The organism is Neobacillus ginsengisoli (assembly GCF_030813055.1).
The window spans coordinates 116,871-135,387 of the sequence record NZ_JAUSTW010000009.1 but is presented as its reverse complement, the minus strand read 5'-3'; the positions used below and the strand labels follow the sequence as shown (position 1 = coordinate 135,387).

20 protein-coding genes are annotated in these 18,517 nt (G+C 36.8%); 14 read left to right on the top strand and 6 right to left on the bottom strand.

Annotated features, from left to right (window positions below):
* The first annotated feature begins 99 nt into the window (after positions 1-99).
* The 3 genes from J2S10_RS22815 to J2S10_RS22805 all read left to right on the top strand — a co-directional run bounded on the left by J2S10_RS22815 (position 100) and on the right by J2S10_RS22805 (position 3,114).
* Positions 100-918 (top strand): formate/nitrite transporter family protein, encoded by an 819-nt coding sequence (locus J2S10_RS22815; protein WP_307412669.1) that lies wholly within the window; start codon positions 100-102, stop codon positions 916-918.
* Positions 919-1,110: 192 nt separating this feature from the next.
* Complete coding sequence (locus tag J2S10_RS22810; RefSeq protein ID WP_307412667.1) at positions 1,111-2,283, top strand: glycosyl hydrolase family 18 protein; 1,173 nt, start codon at positions 1,111-1,113, stop codon at positions 2,281-2,283.
* A 99-nt stretch (positions 2,284-2,382) separates the two neighbouring features.
* A complete protein-coding gene (locus J2S10_RS22805; protein ID WP_307412665.1) occupies positions 2,383-3,114 on the top strand; it encodes a hypothetical protein in 732 nt (243 codons plus the stop codon).
* Between the two features lie 76 nt (positions 3,115-3,190).
* Here the strand turns inward: J2S10_RS22805 and J2S10_RS22800 are convergent, their stop codons facing one another.
* Together J2S10_RS22800 and J2S10_RS22795 are read right to left on the bottom strand one after the other, a co-directional pair.
* Entirely contained in the window at positions 3,191-3,610 is a 420-nt protein-coding gene (locus J2S10_RS22800; RefSeq protein WP_307412663.1) for a hypothetical protein, read from the bottom strand.
* 7 nt (positions 3,611-3,617) lie between these two features.
* Positions 3,618-4,190, bottom strand: coding sequence for a helix-turn-helix domain-containing protein (locus J2S10_RS22795; protein ID WP_307412661.1), 573 nt, complete (start codon positions 4,188-4,190; stop codon positions 3,618-3,620).
* A gap of 229 nt (positions 4,191-4,419) precedes the next feature.
* Between J2S10_RS22795 and J2S10_RS22790 the strand changes: the two genes are divergently transcribed.
* Entirely contained in the window at positions 4,420-5,610 is a 1,191-nt protein-coding gene (locus J2S10_RS22790; RefSeq protein ID WP_307412659.1) for an aminotransferase-like domain-containing protein, read from the top strand.
* A 318-nt stretch (positions 5,611-5,928) separates the two neighbouring features.
* Positions 5,929-6,192, top strand: a complete 264-nt coding sequence (locus J2S10_RS22785) for an aspartyl-phosphate phosphatase Spo0E family protein (RefSeq protein WP_307412657.1) — start codon at positions 5,929-5,931, stop codon at positions 6,190-6,192.
* Positions 6,193-6,395: 203 nt separating this feature from the next.
* Here the strand turns inward: J2S10_RS22785 and J2S10_RS22780 are convergent, their stop codons facing one another.
* Positions 6,396-7,448 (bottom strand): two-component system sensor histidine kinase NtrB, encoded by a 1,053-nt coding sequence (locus tag J2S10_RS22780; RefSeq protein ID WP_307412655.1) that lies wholly within the window; start codon positions 7,446-7,448, stop codon positions 6,396-6,398.
* 285 nt (positions 7,449-7,733) lie between these two features.
* Between J2S10_RS22780 and J2S10_RS22775 the strand changes: the two genes are divergently transcribed.
* Complete coding sequence (locus J2S10_RS22775; protein ID WP_307412654.1) at positions 7,734-8,219, top strand: hypothetical protein; 486 nt, start codon at positions 7,734-7,736, stop codon at positions 8,217-8,219.
* Between the two features lie 44 nt (positions 8,220-8,263).
* Entirely contained in the window at positions 8,264-8,728 is a 465-nt protein-coding gene (locus J2S10_RS22770) for an SRPBCC family protein (RefSeq protein WP_307412652.1), read from the top strand.
* 65 nt (positions 8,729-8,793) lie between these two features.
* Here J2S10_RS22770 and J2S10_RS22765 read toward each other — a convergent pair whose 3' ends face one another.
* The gene (locus J2S10_RS22765) at positions 8,794-9,864 is read right to left on the bottom strand and encodes a sulfite oxidase (RefSeq protein WP_307412649.1); all 1,071 of its coding nucleotides are present in this window, start codon (positions 9,862-9,864) and stop codon (positions 8,794-8,796) included.
* A 155-nt stretch (positions 9,865-10,019) separates the two neighbouring features.
* On the opposite strand from J2S10_RS22765, the gene J2S10_RS22760 reads away from it, so the two are divergent.
* The 4 genes from J2S10_RS22760 to J2S10_RS22745 all read left to right on the top strand — a co-directional run bounded on the left by J2S10_RS22760 (position 10,020) and on the right by J2S10_RS22745 (position 13,692).
* A complete protein-coding gene (locus J2S10_RS22760; protein ID WP_307412648.1) occupies positions 10,020-11,579 on the top strand; it encodes a phospholipase C in 1,560 nt (519 codons plus the stop codon).
* A gap of 268 nt (positions 11,580-11,847) precedes the next feature.
* Positions 11,848-12,333: a PaaI family thioesterase gene (locus J2S10_RS22755; protein ID WP_307412646.1), complete on the top strand. Its 486-nt coding sequence runs from the start codon at positions 11,848-11,850 to the stop codon at positions 12,331-12,333.
* Positions 12,334-12,650: 317 nt separating this feature from the next.
* Positions 12,651-13,031 (top strand): CidA/LrgA family protein, encoded by a 381-nt coding sequence (locus J2S10_RS22750; RefSeq protein WP_307412644.1) that lies wholly within the window; start codon positions 12,651-12,653, stop codon positions 13,029-13,031.
* Positions 13,012-13,692, top strand: coding sequence for an LrgB family protein (locus tag J2S10_RS22745; protein ID WP_307412642.1), 681 nt, complete (start codon positions 13,012-13,014; stop codon positions 13,690-13,692). Before J2S10_RS22750 ends, J2S10_RS22745 begins: the two co-directional genes overlap by 20 nt.
* Positions 13,693-14,036: 344 nt before the next feature.
* On the opposite strand, the gene J2S10_RS22740 is transcribed toward J2S10_RS22745, so the two are convergent.
* Positions 14,037-14,939: a TetR/AcrR family transcriptional regulator gene (locus J2S10_RS22740; protein WP_307412641.1), complete on the bottom strand. Its 903-nt coding sequence runs from the start codon at positions 14,937-14,939 to the stop codon at positions 14,037-14,039.
* A 189-nt stretch (positions 14,940-15,128) separates the two neighbouring features.
* On the opposite strand from J2S10_RS22740, the gene J2S10_RS22735 reads away from it, so the two are divergent.
* From J2S10_RS22735 to J2S10_RS22725, 3 genes are all read left to right on the top strand, one after another.
* Positions 15,129-16,655 carry an MDR family MFS transporter gene (locus J2S10_RS22735; RefSeq protein WP_307412639.1) on the top strand — a complete coding sequence of 509 codons (1,527 nt, stop codon included), beginning with the start codon at positions 15,129-15,131 and terminating at the stop codon, positions 16,653-16,655.
* A 114-nt stretch (positions 16,656-16,769) separates the two neighbouring features.
* Entirely contained in the window at positions 16,770-17,363 is a 594-nt protein-coding gene (locus tag J2S10_RS22730; protein WP_307412637.1) for a branched-chain amino acid aminotransferase, read from the top strand.
* A 26-nt stretch (positions 17,364-17,389) separates the two neighbouring features.
* Positions 17,390-18,154: a cobalamin-binding protein gene (locus tag J2S10_RS22725; RefSeq protein WP_307412635.1), complete on the top strand. Its 765-nt coding sequence runs from the start codon at positions 17,390-17,392 to the stop codon at positions 18,152-18,154.
* Positions 18,155-18,201: 47 nt separating this feature from the next.
* Here the strand turns inward: J2S10_RS22725 and J2S10_RS22720 are convergent, their stop codons facing one another.
* Positions 18,202-18,501 (bottom strand): hypothetical protein, encoded by a 300-nt coding sequence (locus tag J2S10_RS22720; RefSeq protein WP_307412633.1) that lies wholly within the window; start codon positions 18,499-18,501, stop codon positions 18,202-18,204.
* Positions 18,502-18,517 lie beyond the last annotated feature (16 nt).

Here is an 18,517-nt window from a genome sequence, read left to right as displayed (position 1 = left end):
AACTTTTCACAAGTAAATAGGGAGAAATACGATAAAATCAAAGTATGTTCAATGATTCACAATTTATTTACAAGAATGTCACTATAAAGGAGTGCTCTTATGGCTTACAGTAAACCCGAAAAAATAATGGAGATCACAGTGGAAAACGGAATTAAAAAAACGAAGTACCCTTTTATGGAAACTCTTATATTAGGGTTTGAAGCAGGTGCATTTATTGCCTTGGGTTATTTACTTTTCATCCGTGTAACAGCTACATTATCTGTAAATCTAGAAGGGTTAAGCAGTTTGATTGGAGCATCTGTTTTTCCTGTTGGTCTTATTCTTACCTTACTTGCAGGCGGTGAGCTTTTGACAGGGAATATGATGGCTGTGCCAATCGCTAGGATGGCAAACAAGATAAGCACTAGGAAGGTTTTCTATAATTGGTTCCTTGTTACCGTTAGTAACTTTGCCGGAGCAGTTTTTATTGCCTACTTTTTCGGTCATGTTATTGGCCTTACAGAAACGGCACCTTACTTGGCCAAGACCATTAGTATCGCCCAGCATAAACTGGAGGCATCATTCCTCCAAGCCTTTCTTTCCGGAATTGGCTGCAATTGGTTAGTTGCGTCGGCAGTTTGGCTGTCTTATGGGGCAGAAGATATGATGGGGAAAATTGCAGGTATTTGGTTTCCAACAATGACATTTGTTGCAATCGGTTTTCAACACGTAGTGGCTAATATGTTTGTCATCCCTGCTTCGATTTTTGCAGGCCATTTTACCTGGATGGAATATATCCATAATTTTATCCCGGTTTTTTTAGGAAATGCGGTTGGCGGAACTGTGTTTATAGCCATGGCCTACTGGCACGCCTATAAGAAAAAGAACAATACAATGCCAAGAGTTATTCAGCCCATCTTAAAAAAAAGCGTAAGATAATCAGGGTGCCAGGCACCATCCGTAATTTGTAAATCCCGAGAGTGGTGAATTTGTCCAAAAAGCTGACGTTTTAGAACGTTAGCTTTTATATATTTACGTATATTAAAAAAATATAACAATACTAGTTTTGGTTCTTGTCCCAATGATTTTACATATGAATAGAAAAGAAATATCAAAATGGAGGTATTAATCATGAAAGACACCTCTAATCATGGTTTTGGGTCAGCTACCAAACTTCGGTTTAAAAAATCAATCTGGGTTCTATTTGTTTTTCTCGTCCTTATTGTCATGATTATTCCCAGCATCATTATCATGTTTTTTGGAGCAGGGACTGCTTCTGTTCATTTCAATGAATTATTTACGGCTTCAAAGCAAAATCAAGCATCATCAAGATTCAATAGTAATCAGATAGCAAATAATACTTCTTCCCAAAAATCTCCACTTGACATAGGGTGGATTTCCGGCAACAGCATTAACATTCAACATTTAGCTGATTATCATAATTTAAAGGTGGTTTCTCCGGAATTAGCCGCTATTGATAATCAATTTAATCTGCAAGTAATATCGGCCCCATCCTTAACCAACACTATTCGCCAGCAAGGAAAAAGAATCTGGACAAGAGTAATCATCGGTAGAGATACATATACAAATGTTCATACATTTTTAACTAACTCTAAAAAAATCCAAGAGGTGATTGTTAAGATTATTCAAAGTGCAAAATCCAATCATTGGGATGGAGTAAATGTAGATATTGAAAATGTAAGTAGTGAGGATCGAAATGCCTTTTCCCAATTTGTAAAAACTTTATCGGACGGATTAAATAAGTCCTCAGTTATTCTTTCTATTGATCTCCCCCCCGAAACAATTGGAAGTAATAATAAAGGCACGCCATTTGATCATGAACTCCTCGGGAGGTATTGCAACTATATTATTTTTATGGGATATGATCAACACTGGTCAACCGATCCAATTCCAGGGCCTATTACCTCTTTATCATGGTTAAAAGAAAATTTACAAGAATATCTTCAAACCGGGATTCCTGCTGAAAAATTAATACTGGGACTTCCCGCCTATACAAGAATTTGGGAACAAAATCATCAGGACCATGTTGTAAAGAATCCAGCCGAACCTCTTCAATATGTTGAGAAATTAGTAGCTCAAAATCATCGGAACTTTTCTTGGGATTCAACGTTGGGGGAGTATTTTATTTCATATACTGCACAGAACGTACAATATAAAATCTGGCTTCCCACAGCTAAATCATTTAACTTATATTTGGACTTGATTCCTCAATTACACCTAGCTGGTTCTGCTGTGTGGGATCTAAATCAAATGAATTCAGCTTACTGGAATGAAATATTTTAATGCCTTCTTGTTAATTAATTTAATAATTTATTCATAAATTGGTAATAATTTCTGGGCATCCTATCTTCTGTAAAACCAACAAATGAAGGAGGAAGTTACATGAAGAAGAGGATGTTTATAACTTACATTTTTTCAGCAGCATTTTTGTTTGGTTTGATTGGATCCACGCAAGCTTTTGCCGTAAATGAAGGAAATATCGAAACACATACAGCAAGTCATGATAATGCCCATAAAGGTCATCTTTGGGACAATCCGGAGTTTATCAAAAAACAAGCACAAATGCTAGGAATCCAAACGGAGGGTAAAAATACTCAGACATTGGCAAAAGAAGTTAGGGAAGCGATGATCAAGAAGAAGGCTGAAGCACTTGGGATTGAAACCAAAGGAAAAGATACTGCCACATTAAGAAATGAATTACGTGACACGTGGATAAAGAATAAAGCAAAAGAATTAGGAATTAATACTACAGACAAGGATACGAAGGCGTTGTTCAGCGAAATACGAGATAAACAAATTAAGAAAGATGCCAAAGAACTAGGAATTTCAACCGAAGGAAAAGAACTTAAAGATTTGGCCCATGAAGTGTTTGAAGCCCGTAATAATCAGCAGGCAAAACAATTAGGAATTAGTACGAAGGGAAAGGATCTTCGTCAAATCTCCCATGAAGTACGGCAGAAAACGATTCTTAACGCAGCTCAAAAGTTAGGAGTTGACACGAAAAATAAGTCAACACGGGAAATCTTTACTGAAATTATCACTAACCACCCTGACAAGGTCAAAGAGTTAAAGCTTTTTCCGGCAGATAGAGGAAATTGGCATTTCTTTCGATAAAAAGATAGGAAATAACATGATAAAAAATCCTCAATTGAGGATTTTTTATATTTTACTAATTAGATTTCAAATAAAATTATGCACCGAGATTCACGGAATTATAGGAAGAATTCTTCTCATCCCATTTAAAAATACCTTCTTGAAGTTTAATAAAGCGCTCAAACGGCCGTGGGACGGAAAAGTCCTTTTCTAAGGGTTTATCATTATTTTCAATTAATTGATTCTTTAATAAAAGTATTTCCTGTTTTGAAGCAATACGAAGAATTTTATCAATAGTAATCTTGTTTTCTCTTATTCCATGTTTGTGACAAATGCTATCTTGAAAACTCTTGTTAAATTGAATCATCAATTGTAGATCCTTGACACAAGCAACCCCAAACACATCTTTTATGATATTTTCATACGCCAATTGGGTGCCTGTTGCAAATTTAATTATTTTCTTTTCGGGGTTTTCGAGTATATAAACCGTTTCTATTTTATTTTCCAAGAAAAACACCCTTTCCTTAAAGTTGAATAGTTGGAGTGGAATAGTAAATGACCAAGTTAATTTCACATACATCATTAGAGGTATTTTCATAAATATGATACACATCTGAAGAAAAAGAGACACAGTCTCCTATATTTAAAGAATAATGATCATCTTCGCCAATCCTAATCGAGAAAACTCCTGAATGAACGGTGATTGATTTAAGTGTTCCGATTCCGGTTGGTTCAGATAGATGTTTGCATCCGGGTAACAAACGAACGCGATAGCTTTCAAAAGGAACGCCAGGAGAAGCAAATGTATTATAGACTTCAAATAAATCATCATCCTCTTTGAAAAAAGGCTGTTCATCCTCGCGAATTATTTTAACTGAGGGATTCGCGGTTAAAAAGGAAGCGAAGGGAACCTGAAGACCTGCAGCAATTTTCCAAAGAATCGAAACTGTAGGATTAGAGATGCCCCGCTCAATTTGTCCCAACATTGGTTTACTGACACCTGTTAATTCAGCCAGTTCATCTAAAGTCAAATTGCGCTGCTGCCGGTTATAGCGTAACCGCTGGCCTATTTGAGCCGACAAAAAGTCTTTATCCATTTACTTTCTCCCTTTGTTTGTATGTTATATAATATTTTAAATACATTATAGCATATTAATCGACATCCAGGTTAGAAGGCAAACTATCCGCCACAAAGTAAATATTTTTTCTGAATATTTAGTAAAAATAATTGCAAAATGATATTCTATATTATACTATTAATGACAATATAACATATCATATTGATTTATCACGAAAATGATTTATTTAAAAAAGGAAGGGACTTCTATGAATTATTCATTTGCGCCACAAACTAAAACCTATCAATCTTCTGCAGTAAGAGACATACTTAAAGTAACTCAACAAGGACATGTGATTTCATTTGCCGGAGGATTACCTGCCGAAGATATCTTTCCGTTGGAGCAAGTGAAAATCGCTTATGAAAAAGTATTCGCATCGGGAAATTCCTCCTTGCAATATGGCTTAACAGAAGGATTCAAGCCACTTAGAGATGCAATCCAAACGAAAATGGAACCTAAAGGGATATCATCCAATCCTGATAACATCCTTATTACAACCGGTTCGCAACAAGTAATCGACTTGTTTGCTAGAATTATGCTTTCCGAGGGAGACGTTGTTCTAACAGAAGATCCCACTTACTTATCAGCCTTACAGGTTTTTCGATCTTATGGGGCACATGTAGTAGCTGTTAAAAGTGACGATCATGGTATGGAACCGGAAGACCTTAAAGCAAAAATGGAGATTTTACGGCCCAAATTTGTTTATATCATTCCTACTTTTTCTAATCCTGATGGGAAGGTCTGGAACAATGAACGTCGTCAAAATTTACTCAACCTATGTTATGAATATAACGTCCTTGTGCTTGAAGACGATCCATATGGTGATATTCAATTTCATCAGGATGAAGAATATCATCCTGTAGCAGCTTTTGATACTTATCAGAGTCATGTTTTATATACAAGCACTTTTTCAAAATCAGTAGTTCCTGCTTTAAGGACCGGATGGGTAACGGGTCCAATTGAAGTGATCCGGATGATGGCCCAAGCAAAGCAAATGAATGATTTACATTCCAGCTCTATAGACCAGCAAGCACTTTATTACTTGTTACGGGACTTTAACCTTACTAGTCATATAAATCTATTAAGAAGTGAGTATTACTATCGAATGACGATCATGAGGGATTATTTAAGTAAATTAGGTTCTGATTTATTCACATGGAAAGAACCGAAGGGCGGAATGTTTATGTGGGTAGAAGGTTGTGAACAGCTAAACACAACCAATTTACTCAGTAAGGCAGTTGATAATGGTGTTGCGTTTGTTCCGGGAGCACCTTTCTACGTTGACCGGCCTAAAAACAACACCTTCCGATTAAACTTTAGCCATTCCACACCTGATATGATAAAACTGGGGATGGATCGCTTGGTTGAAGTGTTGCTGCCTGCCACGACACAGGTTTAGTAGATTTTTTCACAAAGCGAAAAATGTCAAAGTAAAATATCGATGAGACAACACTCAAAAACCGTTAGGATATAACAGTCCTGACGGTTTTTTTAGGTGCTAAGGAAAAAAGGTATTTCCAACTAGTAATAAGAGGATAAAAGGGAAAGTAAAATTGTCGAAAAAATTCAAATCCCGTCTACATTTGTCTATTTTTAACTTGTTTTATCGAAGTCATTTAATATCAGTCAAAAAATGCTATAATTCTGTTCATGACTAATAGAATCAGCTGATTATCAATAAAACAATTACTAGTTTTTTACGGGGTGTATGTTTGCTATGAGACTAGACAGATTAAAAGAGAAAATAAATGAAAAAAGAGAAGAAATGATAAAATTAGGAATTGAAAAAGGATTAATAAATGAAGAAACAATATATTGCAGCCAAGAACTGGACGAGCTGTTAAATGAATATAACAGATTATTATCGGAACATCAACGTACCGGACCAATAAATAAATACATTGAAGTATTTTTACATCTTGAAAAACAGGCATTTAATCTTTTATGGATGCCCTATAGTTATATTATTAATCACATGTAACATTAATACTTTTGGTAGAAGGTTAATACGGGACCTAAATGGTTCTTTTTTTCTTTTGGAATTTTGAAAAGCAAACCGGTTAGATAAGAAAAAGATACTCCCTTCAAGAAGTATCGAATTAATTAAAGATATTTTTCTTTCGTTTTGACCGATAGTCATTCAACTATTAAAATACAAAACGGAACAGCAATAGTTTTGCTTAATTAGCTTTTTTCTTTTAAAGGGAGTTGAACATGAATGGTTGTTCCTTTTCCGACTTCACTCTGAATAAAAATATTACCTTGATGTTCATGAACCGTAGTAAAGACCTGTGTCAGTCCAAGGCCGGTTCCATCGGTTTTGCTGGTAAAAAATGGTGTGCCTAACATTTTTAATTTTTCTTTTGGAATACCAATTCCGGAATCAGTCACTTTTATATGAATCCAATCATTTTTATAATAATGTTCAATTCTAATTTTTCCTTTGTCCTCAATTGCCTCAAGTGAATTCTTTAAAAGATTGAAAAAAGCTTTTTGAAATAAGTTTCGCTTTCCAACGATCTTCTTTTCAGAATCTCTTAAATCCAGTTCTACATCTACTTTATAAAGTCTGTCTTGGAATAAATAGATGAGAGAAGCTAACTCATTACATAAATCGATGGAAACCAATGGTTCATCGTGTAAATCAGGCTTGGATACCTGTAATAAATTCTGTAAGGCTGCTAATGCCTTCATTAATTCATTTTCCATGATATCTAAATAGGGGTGCGATTGGGATTCCTTTATTAACTGTAAAAATCCTTTTACCGATGTAAGGGGATTTTTAACTTCATGTGCAATACCTGCAGCGATTTGACCAAGTGATGCTAGTTTTTCTCTATTATTCAAAAGCTTTTCTGCAGCTTTACGGTGTGTAATGTTTTGCATCGTAACCTGGGCGAAAACTTTGTCTTTTATAAAAAAGGGTACTGACATGACTTCAACATCTATTTCTTCCCCATTGCTCTTAAGCATTTTTAATTCTGCTGTTTTTAATACTTCCTGATTTTCAAGGATCCTTCTTAGGCGTTCTCTACTTTTATCATGGAAATCAGGGTGAAGAAAAAGCCAAATCCCTTTTGATATTATATCTTTTGAAGTTTTTAAATGAAACAAATCCAAACAAGCCTTATTGTAGTATAATATTTTACCCTCTTGTCCAACAATCCAAATTGAATTCAGGGAATTTTCAACCAATTGATGAAAGTCTATATCTTTGGACTCAAGATGCAATTTCAAGTGAATTCCTCTTTTTCTATCTAGTATTAAAATTAGTATAGCAGGAAGCACTTAAAACATAAATGTTATATTGAAATTTAGTCTTTATACTGTTAAAAAACCATCAAGAAAAACGATATGTAAAAGGACAAGGAACCATTCCATTTTGAACAGAGGATTGTTAAGCCTTATTATTAGAGGGAAGTCTTTTATTTTTATTAATGGAGCTGGATGGCTGTTGAATTTACCATTTGAAAAGGAAATTCCATTAGTAAAGTAAAATAAAGAATAAAGGAGGGAAAAATAATGTTGTTAATTAGTATTGTGATTATCATTTTATTAGTCCATTTTTTAATAATCCGCCCTCTTACACAACGAAATCGTCCGCAAAGAATGGATCGGCGAAGAGGCTATTATGAACAACCCGAATATTATGGGTCATCTGGAGGCAATGGGGGATTGGGCAAATTTGGATCATTTGCCGGAGGTATAGCTGCCGGGGCTTTGCTTACGTATTTGTTTGAACAAGGTAGAATCGGATTTAATCAATATAATGCTTGGCAGCATTTAGAAGATCAAGAAATCATGCAGGAGCTTATGGACCAAAATATACTCCAGGAGCATGAAATTGCTCAACTGCAAGAGGAGGTTGGACATCCGGAAAATGACCAACAATCAGCTTGGGATAATGACAACAGAGATAACAATCAGGATTTTGACTATGATGATCAAGATTATCAACAAAATGATGGATCAAATAATTGGAATAGTGAAACTGATAATTGGGTTTAATAAATTTTCACTTCATTCATGCAATAGAAGGGATTGAAATTCAGATGACACAACCTATTACTGTTCCTGATCTTTCCTCAAGACCGTTTTCTCTAACGGTGGAAAGACAGATGGAATTATCCCCCAATGTTCTTTTCAGAGCGTGGACACAGCAAATTGATCGCTGGTTTGCCGCGCCGGGATCAGTGTTAATGAAAGGTGAAATCAATACACCATTTTTCTTTGAAACGATATACAAATTCGAGGAACAAAGTGAGGCACAGCGTCACCCTCATTACGGTAGATTTCTTCGGCTCGAAGAGGATCGACTTGTCGAATTGACGTGGGTTACTGGGGAGGGGGGTACAAAGGGAGCTGAAACAGTAGTTACAGTTGAACTGGAACCGCTTGGTAATGGTTCCTATCTTCGTCTTACACATGCAGGATTTCCCGATGAAGAGTCGAAGAACGGGCATGAATATGCATGGCCATTTGTGCTTGAGCAACTCGATAAACGTATGATGGAATAAAAAATTGAGTATTTTAAAAAAAGCCCTGCAGCCGACCTTTTGGAAGTCGGCTGCAGGGCTTTTCGTTATTCAATTTTTATCTTAATTTTATCAACTGAATTATAGCCATATCCTTTTCGATTCCAAAAGGGACTAGCCGGCTGAGTTCGATTGAAAGAATCTGTTGCTTTGGTCATAATGGTGTATTCACCCTTTTCTAAAGCAGGCCATTCAAAGGTCCATGATATCCATTCATAATTGCCTTTCTTCTGATTCGTTATTTTTGCATCAGACCAGCTTTTTCCACCATCCGTACTGACTTCAACCTTTATAATAACTCCATTTCCCGTCCAAGCAATTCCGTTAATGAAATGGAAACCGGTAGTAAGCACTTCCCTATCCAGTGGTTTTTGGATTGTAGAATTCACGTTTATGGTTGTGACAGGGAGTGTATCTATGTTATTTTCCCTATTTGGATAATAAACATAATCAATTACTTGAAAAGGACCTTGAAACTCCGACTCTATTACTCTAATTTGCTTAATCCATTTTACTGAAGCCATGGCATACCACTGTGGAACTATTAATCTTAGCGGAAAACCGTGCTTTAAAGGAATAGGTTGGTTATTGTATTCGTAGGCAATGATTGTATCGGGATGCAGGGCCTTATCTAATGGTAAGCTTCTTGAAAAAGAATAGACCTGATCAGAGTCCGTTCTTTTCCCATAATCAAACCCTTCCACCACAACTTCTTTGGCACCCTTTTTTATACCGGTTAATTCGAGGAGCGCCCTCAGCGGGACTCCTTTCCAGTACCCCTGACTAATCGCGCCTTTTTGCCATTGTTCACCAAACACTTTAGGCTCAAATAGACCGCGTTTATCACCTGAGCATTCCAGAACAAGTTTGATCATTTTTGAAGGTATGTTGAGGATCTCTTGCATAGAAAACAATCTTGGTATTTCAACCGATCCATTAATAGGAAGCCAATAATTAGAAGAAGTAAGAAGTGGATAAGAAAAGTGGTTTCTTCGATAAAACAAATTAGGGTCGATGGTGTCACCATTTATAAATTGAATGGGTGTTTCTTGATTTTCAGGCTGCAGGCTTCGGACTATAAGGGACGGTTTTACAGAAGAATGAAGTGGTTTTGACATGTTTACCTCCTAAAGTTAATGTCAGGTAATAATTTTTATGCTTTTAAAAAAAAATTATTAATCTCTAATCTTAACAATACTTAACACTGGATTAATACTGGCTTTACATTAGTTCGGTAAAGTACAAATGTAATAGATTAATAGGAGGCGTATTTATGAATGCAAAGAAGCTTAGTAAAATTTTTAATGTTCTAAGTGTTGCTGCTTTGGGTACTTTGTTATCTGCTGCTCCGGTGGTTAACGGACAAGTTAATGCACAGGCAAATGCACAGGTAAAAGCACAAGCAAATGTACAGGTTAAGAATGCAAAGGTGGAAACTAAAACACCGATTAAACATGTCGTTGTGATTTTCGGGGAAAATGTTTCATTCGATCATTACTTTGGTACATATCCATATGCGCTGAACATTAAAGGGGAACCTCAGTTTATGCCAAAGGGAAATACGCCTGAAGTTAATAATCTCTTAACTCCAAAAGATTATAATGGAACACAGCCAGGTATTTCTAATAGCAATTTAATAACAAATAATCCAAACGCAGCCAACCCTGTACGTTTAGATCGTTCACAAGCTATGACAGCTGATATGGACCACGCTTATCATGATGAAATCGCAGCTACTGATGGTGGAAAAATGGACAAGGCAGTCGAGACTACTGGAAAAGGTGCTAATCCTGGAATCGTTATGGATTATTATGATGGAAACACCGTAACAGCTTTATGGAATTATGCTCAAAACTTTGCCATGAGTGATAACTCTTTTGGAACTACTTATGGGCCATCAACACCAGGTGCGTTAAACCTGATTTCTGGTGAAACTCATGGGGCAACATTATATGATAAAAATGGCAAGGTTGAATCTGGCAACGTTTTAAATGAGTTTGAAAATGGTACTGTAACAGGCGACCCAAATCCTTATTTTGATAAAGCTTCAACTGGTGCGACGGTTGCAATGAATGACACAAATAAAAATGTCGGTGATTTGCTAAATGGAAAAGGACTTACATGGGGCTGGTTCCAAGGCGGCTTTGCTGATCCAACAGCGAAGCACACCAATATTGGCGGCTCATCAGTAACTGATTATAGCCCGCATCACCAGCCATTCGAATATTATAAATCAACTGCAAACAAAGATCATGTAGCTCCAAGTTCTGCTGACATGATTGGGAAAACAGATCAAGCAAATCATCAATATGATATGAAGGATTTTTGGACAGCTGTTGACGGAGGAAATATGCCAAGTGTCAGCTACTTGAAAGCACCTATGTACCAAGATGGTCACGCTGGTTATTCAGATCCATTAGATGAACAGCAATTTATCGTTAATACAATAAATCACTTACAAAAGACACCTGAGTGGAAGGATACTGCCGTTGTAATTGCTTATGATGATTCTGATGGCTGGTATGATCATGTATTTGGACCAAACAACGGACAATCGGTTGAATCAGGTAAAGCTGGATATGGGCCAAGATTACCACTATTAGTTGTTTCACCATATGCGAAAAGTAATTTCGTTGATCACACATTAACGGATCAATCATCTATCCTTAAATTTGTTGAAGATAACTGGAACTTAGGCCGTATCGGCGGTACTTCACTTGATGCCAAAGCAGGTAGCATCGAAAACATGTTTGACTTTAACAAGGGTCCTCGGAATAAAAAACTATTCCTCGACGAGAAAACAGGACAACCTGTAAAAGGAAACGATGAGTAAAGATTTAGAATATAAATAAGAATACAAAAAAGACCTTCCTGAAATTACGGAAGGTCTTTTTTAGGTTTTAAACTAAATGTCCACTACAGGCGGACATTTTGGTGGAATGTCCATATACGGTGCCTGTCACCGTATCAGGTGAGACGTTTTTCAACCGTTTTATCCAAGTAAAATCTCCTCCTAATTTTTACTTATAATTAAGTATAATCATTTATTATTAGAACTTTTAAGCCAATATGTTATACTATTCAGAAAAGGAGGAGAGACAATGGAAGAAATAGTACATAAAGCAATTCAAGATGAGTATCCGGACGATTTTGCCTGGTGCTATGGCTGCGGCCGTTTAAATGAAGAAGGACATCATTTTCGTACCGGATGGCACGGTGAGCAGACACTAACGATTTTTTCACCTGAACAAAAACATATGGCACTCCCGGGATTTGTTTACGGTGGCATCATTGCTTCATTGATTGATTGTCACGGTACAGGGTCCGCTTCTCTGGCGCTTCATCGAAAAAATGGCCATGAAGTAGGTGACGGAGCCGAGTCGCCTCGTTTTGTAACCGCTTCCTTAAAAGTGGAATTTGTTAAACCAACCCCACACGGTGTGGCATTAAAGGCAATCGGAACCGTGACAGAAATTCATCCAAAAAAGTTTAAAGTGGAGACTGAGGTATTTGCCAATGATGTGCTTTGTGCCCGCGGTGAGGTTGTTGCGGTGGTTATGCCCAGTACTTTTTTAAAAAACGAATAAGTGTGGTTACTATCTCCTCCGCCAATCCTGCGGAGGAGAATTTTTTTATTTCTAACAATAATTCGAATTCGATTCCTAAGTGTACAAGTGTAAACTATATTACTAACTTCTTGTCAGTGCTCCCTGGGATGTCTAAACAAGTATGATGATCTGACGATGATTTATTATTCTTTGAACATTCAAGTTAGATATCCTTACAAGTTTAGAGAAAATCATTTACTGTTATGCCATACTTACTTTAAAGAATGTCGATGTATATTTGTTTTCTTGTATTAGAGAGTAAACGAGGGTAATTTAAAAAACGGAGGTGGAGCCGATTGGTTCGGATTATTGCTCAATTCCTCACAATCCTCTTTGTTTATCTTATTGGGAATCAAATCGTGACATGGTTAAAACTACCTATCCCCGGGAGCATCGTCGGTATGGCTTTACTTTTTATTGCCTTAGTGTCGGGGGTATGTAAATTAAAGTGGGTGGAAAAGGTAGCTCAGTTGCATATCAAACATATTACGCTTCTCTTTATCCCTTTTGCAGTAGGTGTTTGGCATTATGCAGGAATTTTTCGGATTGAAGGATTAAAACTAGCGATTATTTTGGTAACGAGCAGTTTGTTTGTACTTTTTGTGACAGCTTATAGTGCAGAGTATTTCGAAACGAAAAGAACAAGGAGGAAACAAAATGGAGACATTAATAACTAATGTGCTTTTATGTACAGTAATTACTTTTTTGAGTTATGTAATTGGATTAAGGGTGTTTCAGAGATTTAATAAGGCATGGCTAAATCCTTTGTATTCTGTTACAGTTTTCATTATCTGTCTACTTCTTCTCTTTCATTTAGACTTTGCCCGATATTCCTCAGGAACGGGAATTTTCTCGCTGCTTTTGGGAACAGCAACTGTTTCATTAGCTGTTCCCCTATACAAACAGATAAAAGTAATTAAAAAATATTTCTTACTCATTGTTTGGGCAGTAATTCCAGGTACGTTAGCGGGAGTCGCAGCAGTGGTGCTGTTAAATAAGGTGCTGCATTTGAATCAAGAAATGATGTATACTCTTATACCTAAATCCGTTACCGCACCTATTGCCTTGAGCATTTCACAGTCTATGGGAGGAATACCATCTCTAACAGTCATGTTTGTTTTCATATCCGCTATTTTTTCTCTTCTCACCGGACCATTTCTTTTTAAATTCATTCGGATCAAAAGCGGGATTGCAAAAGGTCTCGCATTAGGAACCTCTGCCCAAGCTATCGGAGCAAATCGGGCATTTGAGTGGGGGGAACTAGAGGGAGCAATGGGAAGCATCGCCATGATAACATCTGCATTGTTCATGTCATTGATTAGTGTATTAATTCGTTAAATCACTTGGGGGATTTTCCCCGGTGATTTAATATGTTGGAGGAACTGTGAAAATTCGTTAACAGTCTTAATTGGAGGATGATAGAAGAAAGCGAATCCACTATCATGCTAATTGAAATAACCAATGATCAATCCCGGGACAATCACTCAAAAACATGCTGCGGCATTGAAGGCAGGACAAAAAGATCGATTGACTAAGAGCCTCGACCTTAAAGCTGTTAATGTTAATGATCATCAGGCAATGGATACGGGCATTTAATAGTTGTCATTGAGCCAATTGAAGTGCGGATTCATTTCCTCACTTTTTTCGATGGGCATATAAAATCCTAATCCGTAATAAATGGATTAGGCGCTTGTTTCCTCTAATTGATTAAAATAGGAAGAAATTATCTCTTCCAATAATTGAAGTTCTTTTTTCCAAAGGTCTGCTTGATTGGCTTTTAAAGAAAAAAGAGCGCTGTTAATTAGAAATTTCCTTGGTGTTCTTGAGTTCTGCAGCTCTTCAGAAATAAAGTCAAGCAGCTCAATATATTTTATTTGTTCCTCGTCATTGGTTAGCGTCTTTTTCAACGATAGAACGGTGTGAAATAATTTCTTTTGAAACCCTTTGTTGTTTTTTTCGCAATCCGGCAGCCATGTTTCTAAAAACTCCTGTTCTATCAATTGATCCCCGCTTTCCGCTACCTCGTCTACGATTTTTACAATCCGATCAACACTATAACGGACTACCTTGTGAATTTTTGCACCTGAACCATTCGCCATTAATTTGAAATGAAGGTTCTGATGTAAAATTCCCATAAACATAATGGCACAATCCAGTAAATAGGGTTTTTTACTTTCCCCGAAAATGTCGATAAACCGGTTATATAACCAGTGAAGCATCATCAAATGACCGCGTTTAATGAATTCTTTCAGATCCTCATCATTCGAAAACAATACTTCTTCGAAAAGGGTAAATAAGTTATTTTTTTTGTTCGACTTCATTTGCAATTCCATTTGTTTGATAAAAATCTCGATATCTGATTTATCCTTTCCAATTAGTAATTCATCCCGCTCCTTATCCATTTTCTTGAAAATTGTTTTAAATATGGCTTTTAATAATTCGTTTTTTGAAGAAAAATAATTATAAAAAGTTCCTTTCGAAATTCCACTATATTCCAAAATATCCTGGATGGACGTAGCTTGAAAACCTTTTTCGATAAATAATTGATGGGCCATACCTATAACATGCTGTTTCCGGTCGTTCATCACATTCACCTTTACTTTTAAATTAGACTGCGTGTATAAAAATATAGTACCCTATTTATTTTATTAATACAAATCCAGTAAATAACAGGTTATTTTATGATTGCAAAAAGTGAACTGCCGGTATATGATATTGTCTGTATGAAATATCAGTATAAAAAAATGAACTATGAGTTTATAGGAGGAGATACAATGGACCATTCCATTTCAAAGACTAATCGCCCGCCGTACGGGATTATCGCTATCCTGCTTATTGGGGCTTTTATTTCCATGTTAAATGAAACACTTTTGAATGTTGCCCTGCCAACGATTATGAAGGACTTGAATATTTCAGCATCGACTGTTCAATGGCTGGCAACTGGTTATATGCTGGTAAATGGAGTCATGATTCCATCCACAGCATTTTTGATTCAAAAATATTCTGTCCGACGTTTATTTTTAACTGCGATTAGTATATTTACCGTCGGTACGATTCTCGCAGGTTTTGCACCACACTTTTCTATATTATTAGTGGCTAGGATGATCCAAGCATCAGGTTCAGCAATCATGATGCCGCTCTTAATGAATGTAATGTTAACAGGCTTCCCTGTTGAAAAACGCGGAGGCGTGATGGGACTTTTCGGATTGGTGTTTATTTTTGCACCTGCAATTGGACCGACATTATCCGGCTGGCTTCTTGAACATTACGATTGGAGAATGTTATTCCATTTAGTGACACCGATCGCTATTATTGTTTTATTAATTGGGGTCTTCTTGCTTAAAGATAAGAAGGATAAAGTTGATCTTCGTCTTGATTTATTTTCACTCTTATTATCAAGCGTAGCCTTTGGCGGTATGTTATATGGATTTAGTTCTGCAGGCAGCAAGGGCTGGGATAGCCCTCAAGTATACATTACGATAGTTGTTGGGGCTATTTCATTGGTTTTATTCATACTTCGACAATCTAAACTTGAAAAGCCAATGCTTAATTTTAAGGTCTATAAATACCCGATGTTTGCTTTATCATCAGCTATTTCAATTGTTATATCTATGGCTTTATTTTCAGGTATGCTGTTATTACCGATTTATGTTCAAACGATTCGCGGGATTTCAACGCTCCATTCAGGATTATTGATGTTGCCGGGTTCTCTATTGATGGGAATCATGTCCCCGATTACGGGTAAATTATTTGATAAGTTTGGCGGCCGTGTACTAGCGATTATTGGATTGACAATTACAACGATTACAACTTATTTTTTCAGTAAATTAACACTTGATACCTCATACACACAATTAATTATTTTATATTCTGCACGGATGTTTGGGATGTCAATGGTGATGATGCCTATTATGACAAATGGATTAAATCAATTGCCAGCCCGCTATTATCCGCATGGAACAGCAATGAATAATACGCTACAGCAGGTTTCAGGTGCAATTGGCTCAGCGTTGTTGGTAACGATTATGTCGAACCGCACGAAAACACATGCGACTGATTTAGCAGCATCTGCCATGAAGCATTTAACAGGTCAACCAACACCTGCGGTAATTGCTCAAATGAAGCAGCAAGTTGCCATGAAGGCAATGTTAGAAGGGATTAATGATTCATTCATAGTGGCGGTTGGAATTTCTTGTGTTGCTTTAATCCTTGCTTTCTTCATTAAACGTGCTAAACAAGCTGAAGATCCAATGGAAAAACAAGCAGGTAATAAGGTTACACCAAAGTTAGCAGAAAATTAGAAGGTGCAAGGAACCATCCGCTATTTGGATGGTTCCTGTTTTATTTTGTTAAGAAAACTTGATATTCTTATTAAAAACAGTGAAAATGAACTGATATAAAGGAGGAATTCTGCTATGTTACATAAACAATTGCAACAATTTATTTCAGAAGCTTGTCAACAAGGGGAGAAGGTTGAAATTTTTAAAGAAGAAAGAGAGTTCGCAGTAAAACATGGGTTATTCCCAAATAATATAGAAGCTGTAACCGAAAAAGATCCCGTCTTTCGTTTTGCAGATGCATATATCGAGCGCTGTGATAAGGAATCCGAAAATTTGCTTGCAAATGAAACAGCTACGTTTTTAAATCAACCTATTACATATTTGAAAAAACATCAGAATGAATTTATTTACGTAGAATCTAATTGGTTTGAGTTGATTGGTGTGGAGGCTGTATCATTAGAAGTTGATGATGTTTTCGGGACATATGATGTGATGTTAGGCTTGAGACTGCAGAAGAAATATGGTGAAGCGGTAAAGGAACAGCTTAAATCTGTTTTAGCCGGAGACAGCGGAAATTTCGAGTTAATGTTTAGCTCTGAGGATGGTTTATGGAATTTGAACTTTGACCTGAATTTTGTTGACGGGTTCAACGAAGGAATGTCATTAAATGAGGCATTTCAGCTAATTTATCGTTTTTTGTTTAAGCTTGTTGAGGCGATGGAAGTATAAAAATCCAAATTGAAATAGGTGAGATCGTGAGAGTCATTTCTTTATGCCCTAGCAATACCGAAATTATTGGATATTTAGGATTAACCCGGCTTTTGGTAGGGGTTGATGATTTTTCGGATTGGCCGGCGTCGATTTCCGGGCTGCCAAGGTTAGGTCCGGATTTATCGATCAATATGGATTTAGTAGAGCAATTAAAACCGGATATGGTTCTGGCCTCATTAAGCGTTCCGGGGATGGAAAAAAATGTCGCAGCCTTAGTAGAACGAGGCATTCCGCATATCGTCTTAAATCCGCAATCACTTCCCGATATTGAGCAGGATTTGATCAAAACAGCTGAAATTCTTGGTGTTGCGGAACGTGGATTGCAAGCGTCAAAGGAATTTCGTTTGCGGCTCAATGCAGTAAAGCAACAAAGTGAAAATAGTGGCAGGAAGCCCAGGCTTTACTGGGAATGGTGGCCTAAGCCGATTTTCACGCCTGGCAAAATAAACTGGCTGACGGAAATATCTGAAGCAGCCGGAGGAGTCAATGTTTTTGCTGATATTGAACTGGCGAGTATTCAAACAGATTGGGAAGATGTGTTGAATCGGAAGCCTGATTTTATTTGCCTTGCATGGGTTGGAGTAAGGAAGGAAAAAGTTCAAAAAAGCATCATTACCAAGCGACCAGGCTATCAAAGGCTAAACCTGCCAACTGAAAGCCGGATTCTCATCCTTGAAGAGGAATTATATTGCCGGCCATCACCAAGACTCCTTGATGGGTTAGAACAGCTTTTTAGATTAATTCACTAAAAGTACTTATTGTAAATTTTAAAAGGAGAGCTATTGGCTCTCCGAGATTAACTCAGCTCTTCTTCTGTAATTGAAATCGCCGAACCTGTTGAGGTATGTTGATTAACCCATCCAAGAGATGAATCAGATACGGCAGGCCAGTTTGGAATTTGGTCCTGATGCTTTTCAACCCAGCTCATGCAAAATTGTGGATCGATATTATAATCCAGGCATTGTGCTAAAAATGATTGAATGTTTGTCTCATTACAATTCTGCCATGTTCCGCACGTATTACTCCAGACATTTTCCATTTTTGTTTGAATTGAAAGTTCATTTATAAAGTTACTAAATTGATTCTCATATGTCATATTTGTTCCTCCTTGT

Bases quoted from the DNA above. Each gene is read 5' to 3' on its own strand.
- J2S10_RS22815 (WP_307412669.1), top strand. From the start codon at position 100: ATGGCTTACAGTAAACCCGAAAAAATAATGGAGATCACAGTGGAAAAC.
- J2S10_RS22810 (WP_307412667.1), top strand. From the start codon at position 1,111: ATGAAAGACACCTCTAATCATGGTTTTGGGTCAGCTACCAAACTTCGG.
- J2S10_RS22805 (WP_307412665.1), top strand. From the start codon at position 2,383: ATGAAGAAGAGGATGTTTATAACTTACATTTTTTCAGCAGCATTTTTG.
- J2S10_RS22795 (WP_307412661.1), bottom strand. From the start codon at position 4,190: ATGGATAAAGACTTTTTGTCGGCTCAAATAGGCCAGCGGTTACGCTAT.
- J2S10_RS22790 (WP_307412659.1), top strand. From the start codon at position 4,420: ATGAATTATTCATTTGCGCCACAAACTAAAACCTATCAATCTTCTGCA.
- J2S10_RS22785 (WP_307412657.1), top strand. From the start codon at position 5,929: ATGAGACTAGACAGATTAAAAGAGAAAATAAATGAAAAAAGAGAAGAA.
- J2S10_RS22775 (WP_307412654.1), top strand. From the start codon at position 7,734: ATGTTGTTAATTAGTATTGTGATTATCATTTTATTAGTCCATTTTTTA.
- J2S10_RS22770 (WP_307412652.1), top strand. From the start codon at position 8,264: ATGACACAACCTATTACTGTTCCTGATCTTTCCTCAAGACCGTTTTCT.
- J2S10_RS22765 (WP_307412649.1), bottom strand. From the start codon at position 9,864: ATGTCAAAACCACTTCATTCTTCTGTAAAACCGTCCCTTATAGTCCGA.
- J2S10_RS22760 (WP_307412648.1), top strand. From the start codon at position 10,020: ATGAATGCAAAGAAGCTTAGTAAAATTTTTAATGTTCTAAGTGTTGCT.
- J2S10_RS22755 (WP_307412646.1), top strand. From the start codon at position 11,848: ATGGAAGAAATAGTACATAAAGCAATTCAAGATGAGTATCCGGACGAT.
- J2S10_RS22745 (WP_307412642.1), top strand. From the start codon at position 13,012: ATGGAGACATTAATAACTAATGTGCTTTTATGTACAGTAATTACTTTT.
- J2S10_RS22740 (WP_307412641.1), bottom strand. From the start codon at position 14,939: ATGAACGACCGGAAACAGCATGTTATAGGTATGGCCCATCAATTATTT.
- J2S10_RS22735 (WP_307412639.1), top strand. From the start codon at position 15,129: ATGGACCATTCCATTTCAAAGACTAATCGCCCGCCGTACGGGATTATC.
- J2S10_RS22730 (WP_307412637.1), top strand. From the start codon at position 16,770: ATGTTACATAAACAATTGCAACAATTTATTTCAGAAGCTTGTCAACAA.
- J2S10_RS22720 (WP_307412633.1), bottom strand. From the start codon at position 18,501: ATGACATATGAGAATCAATTTAGTAACTTTATAAATGAACTTTCAATT.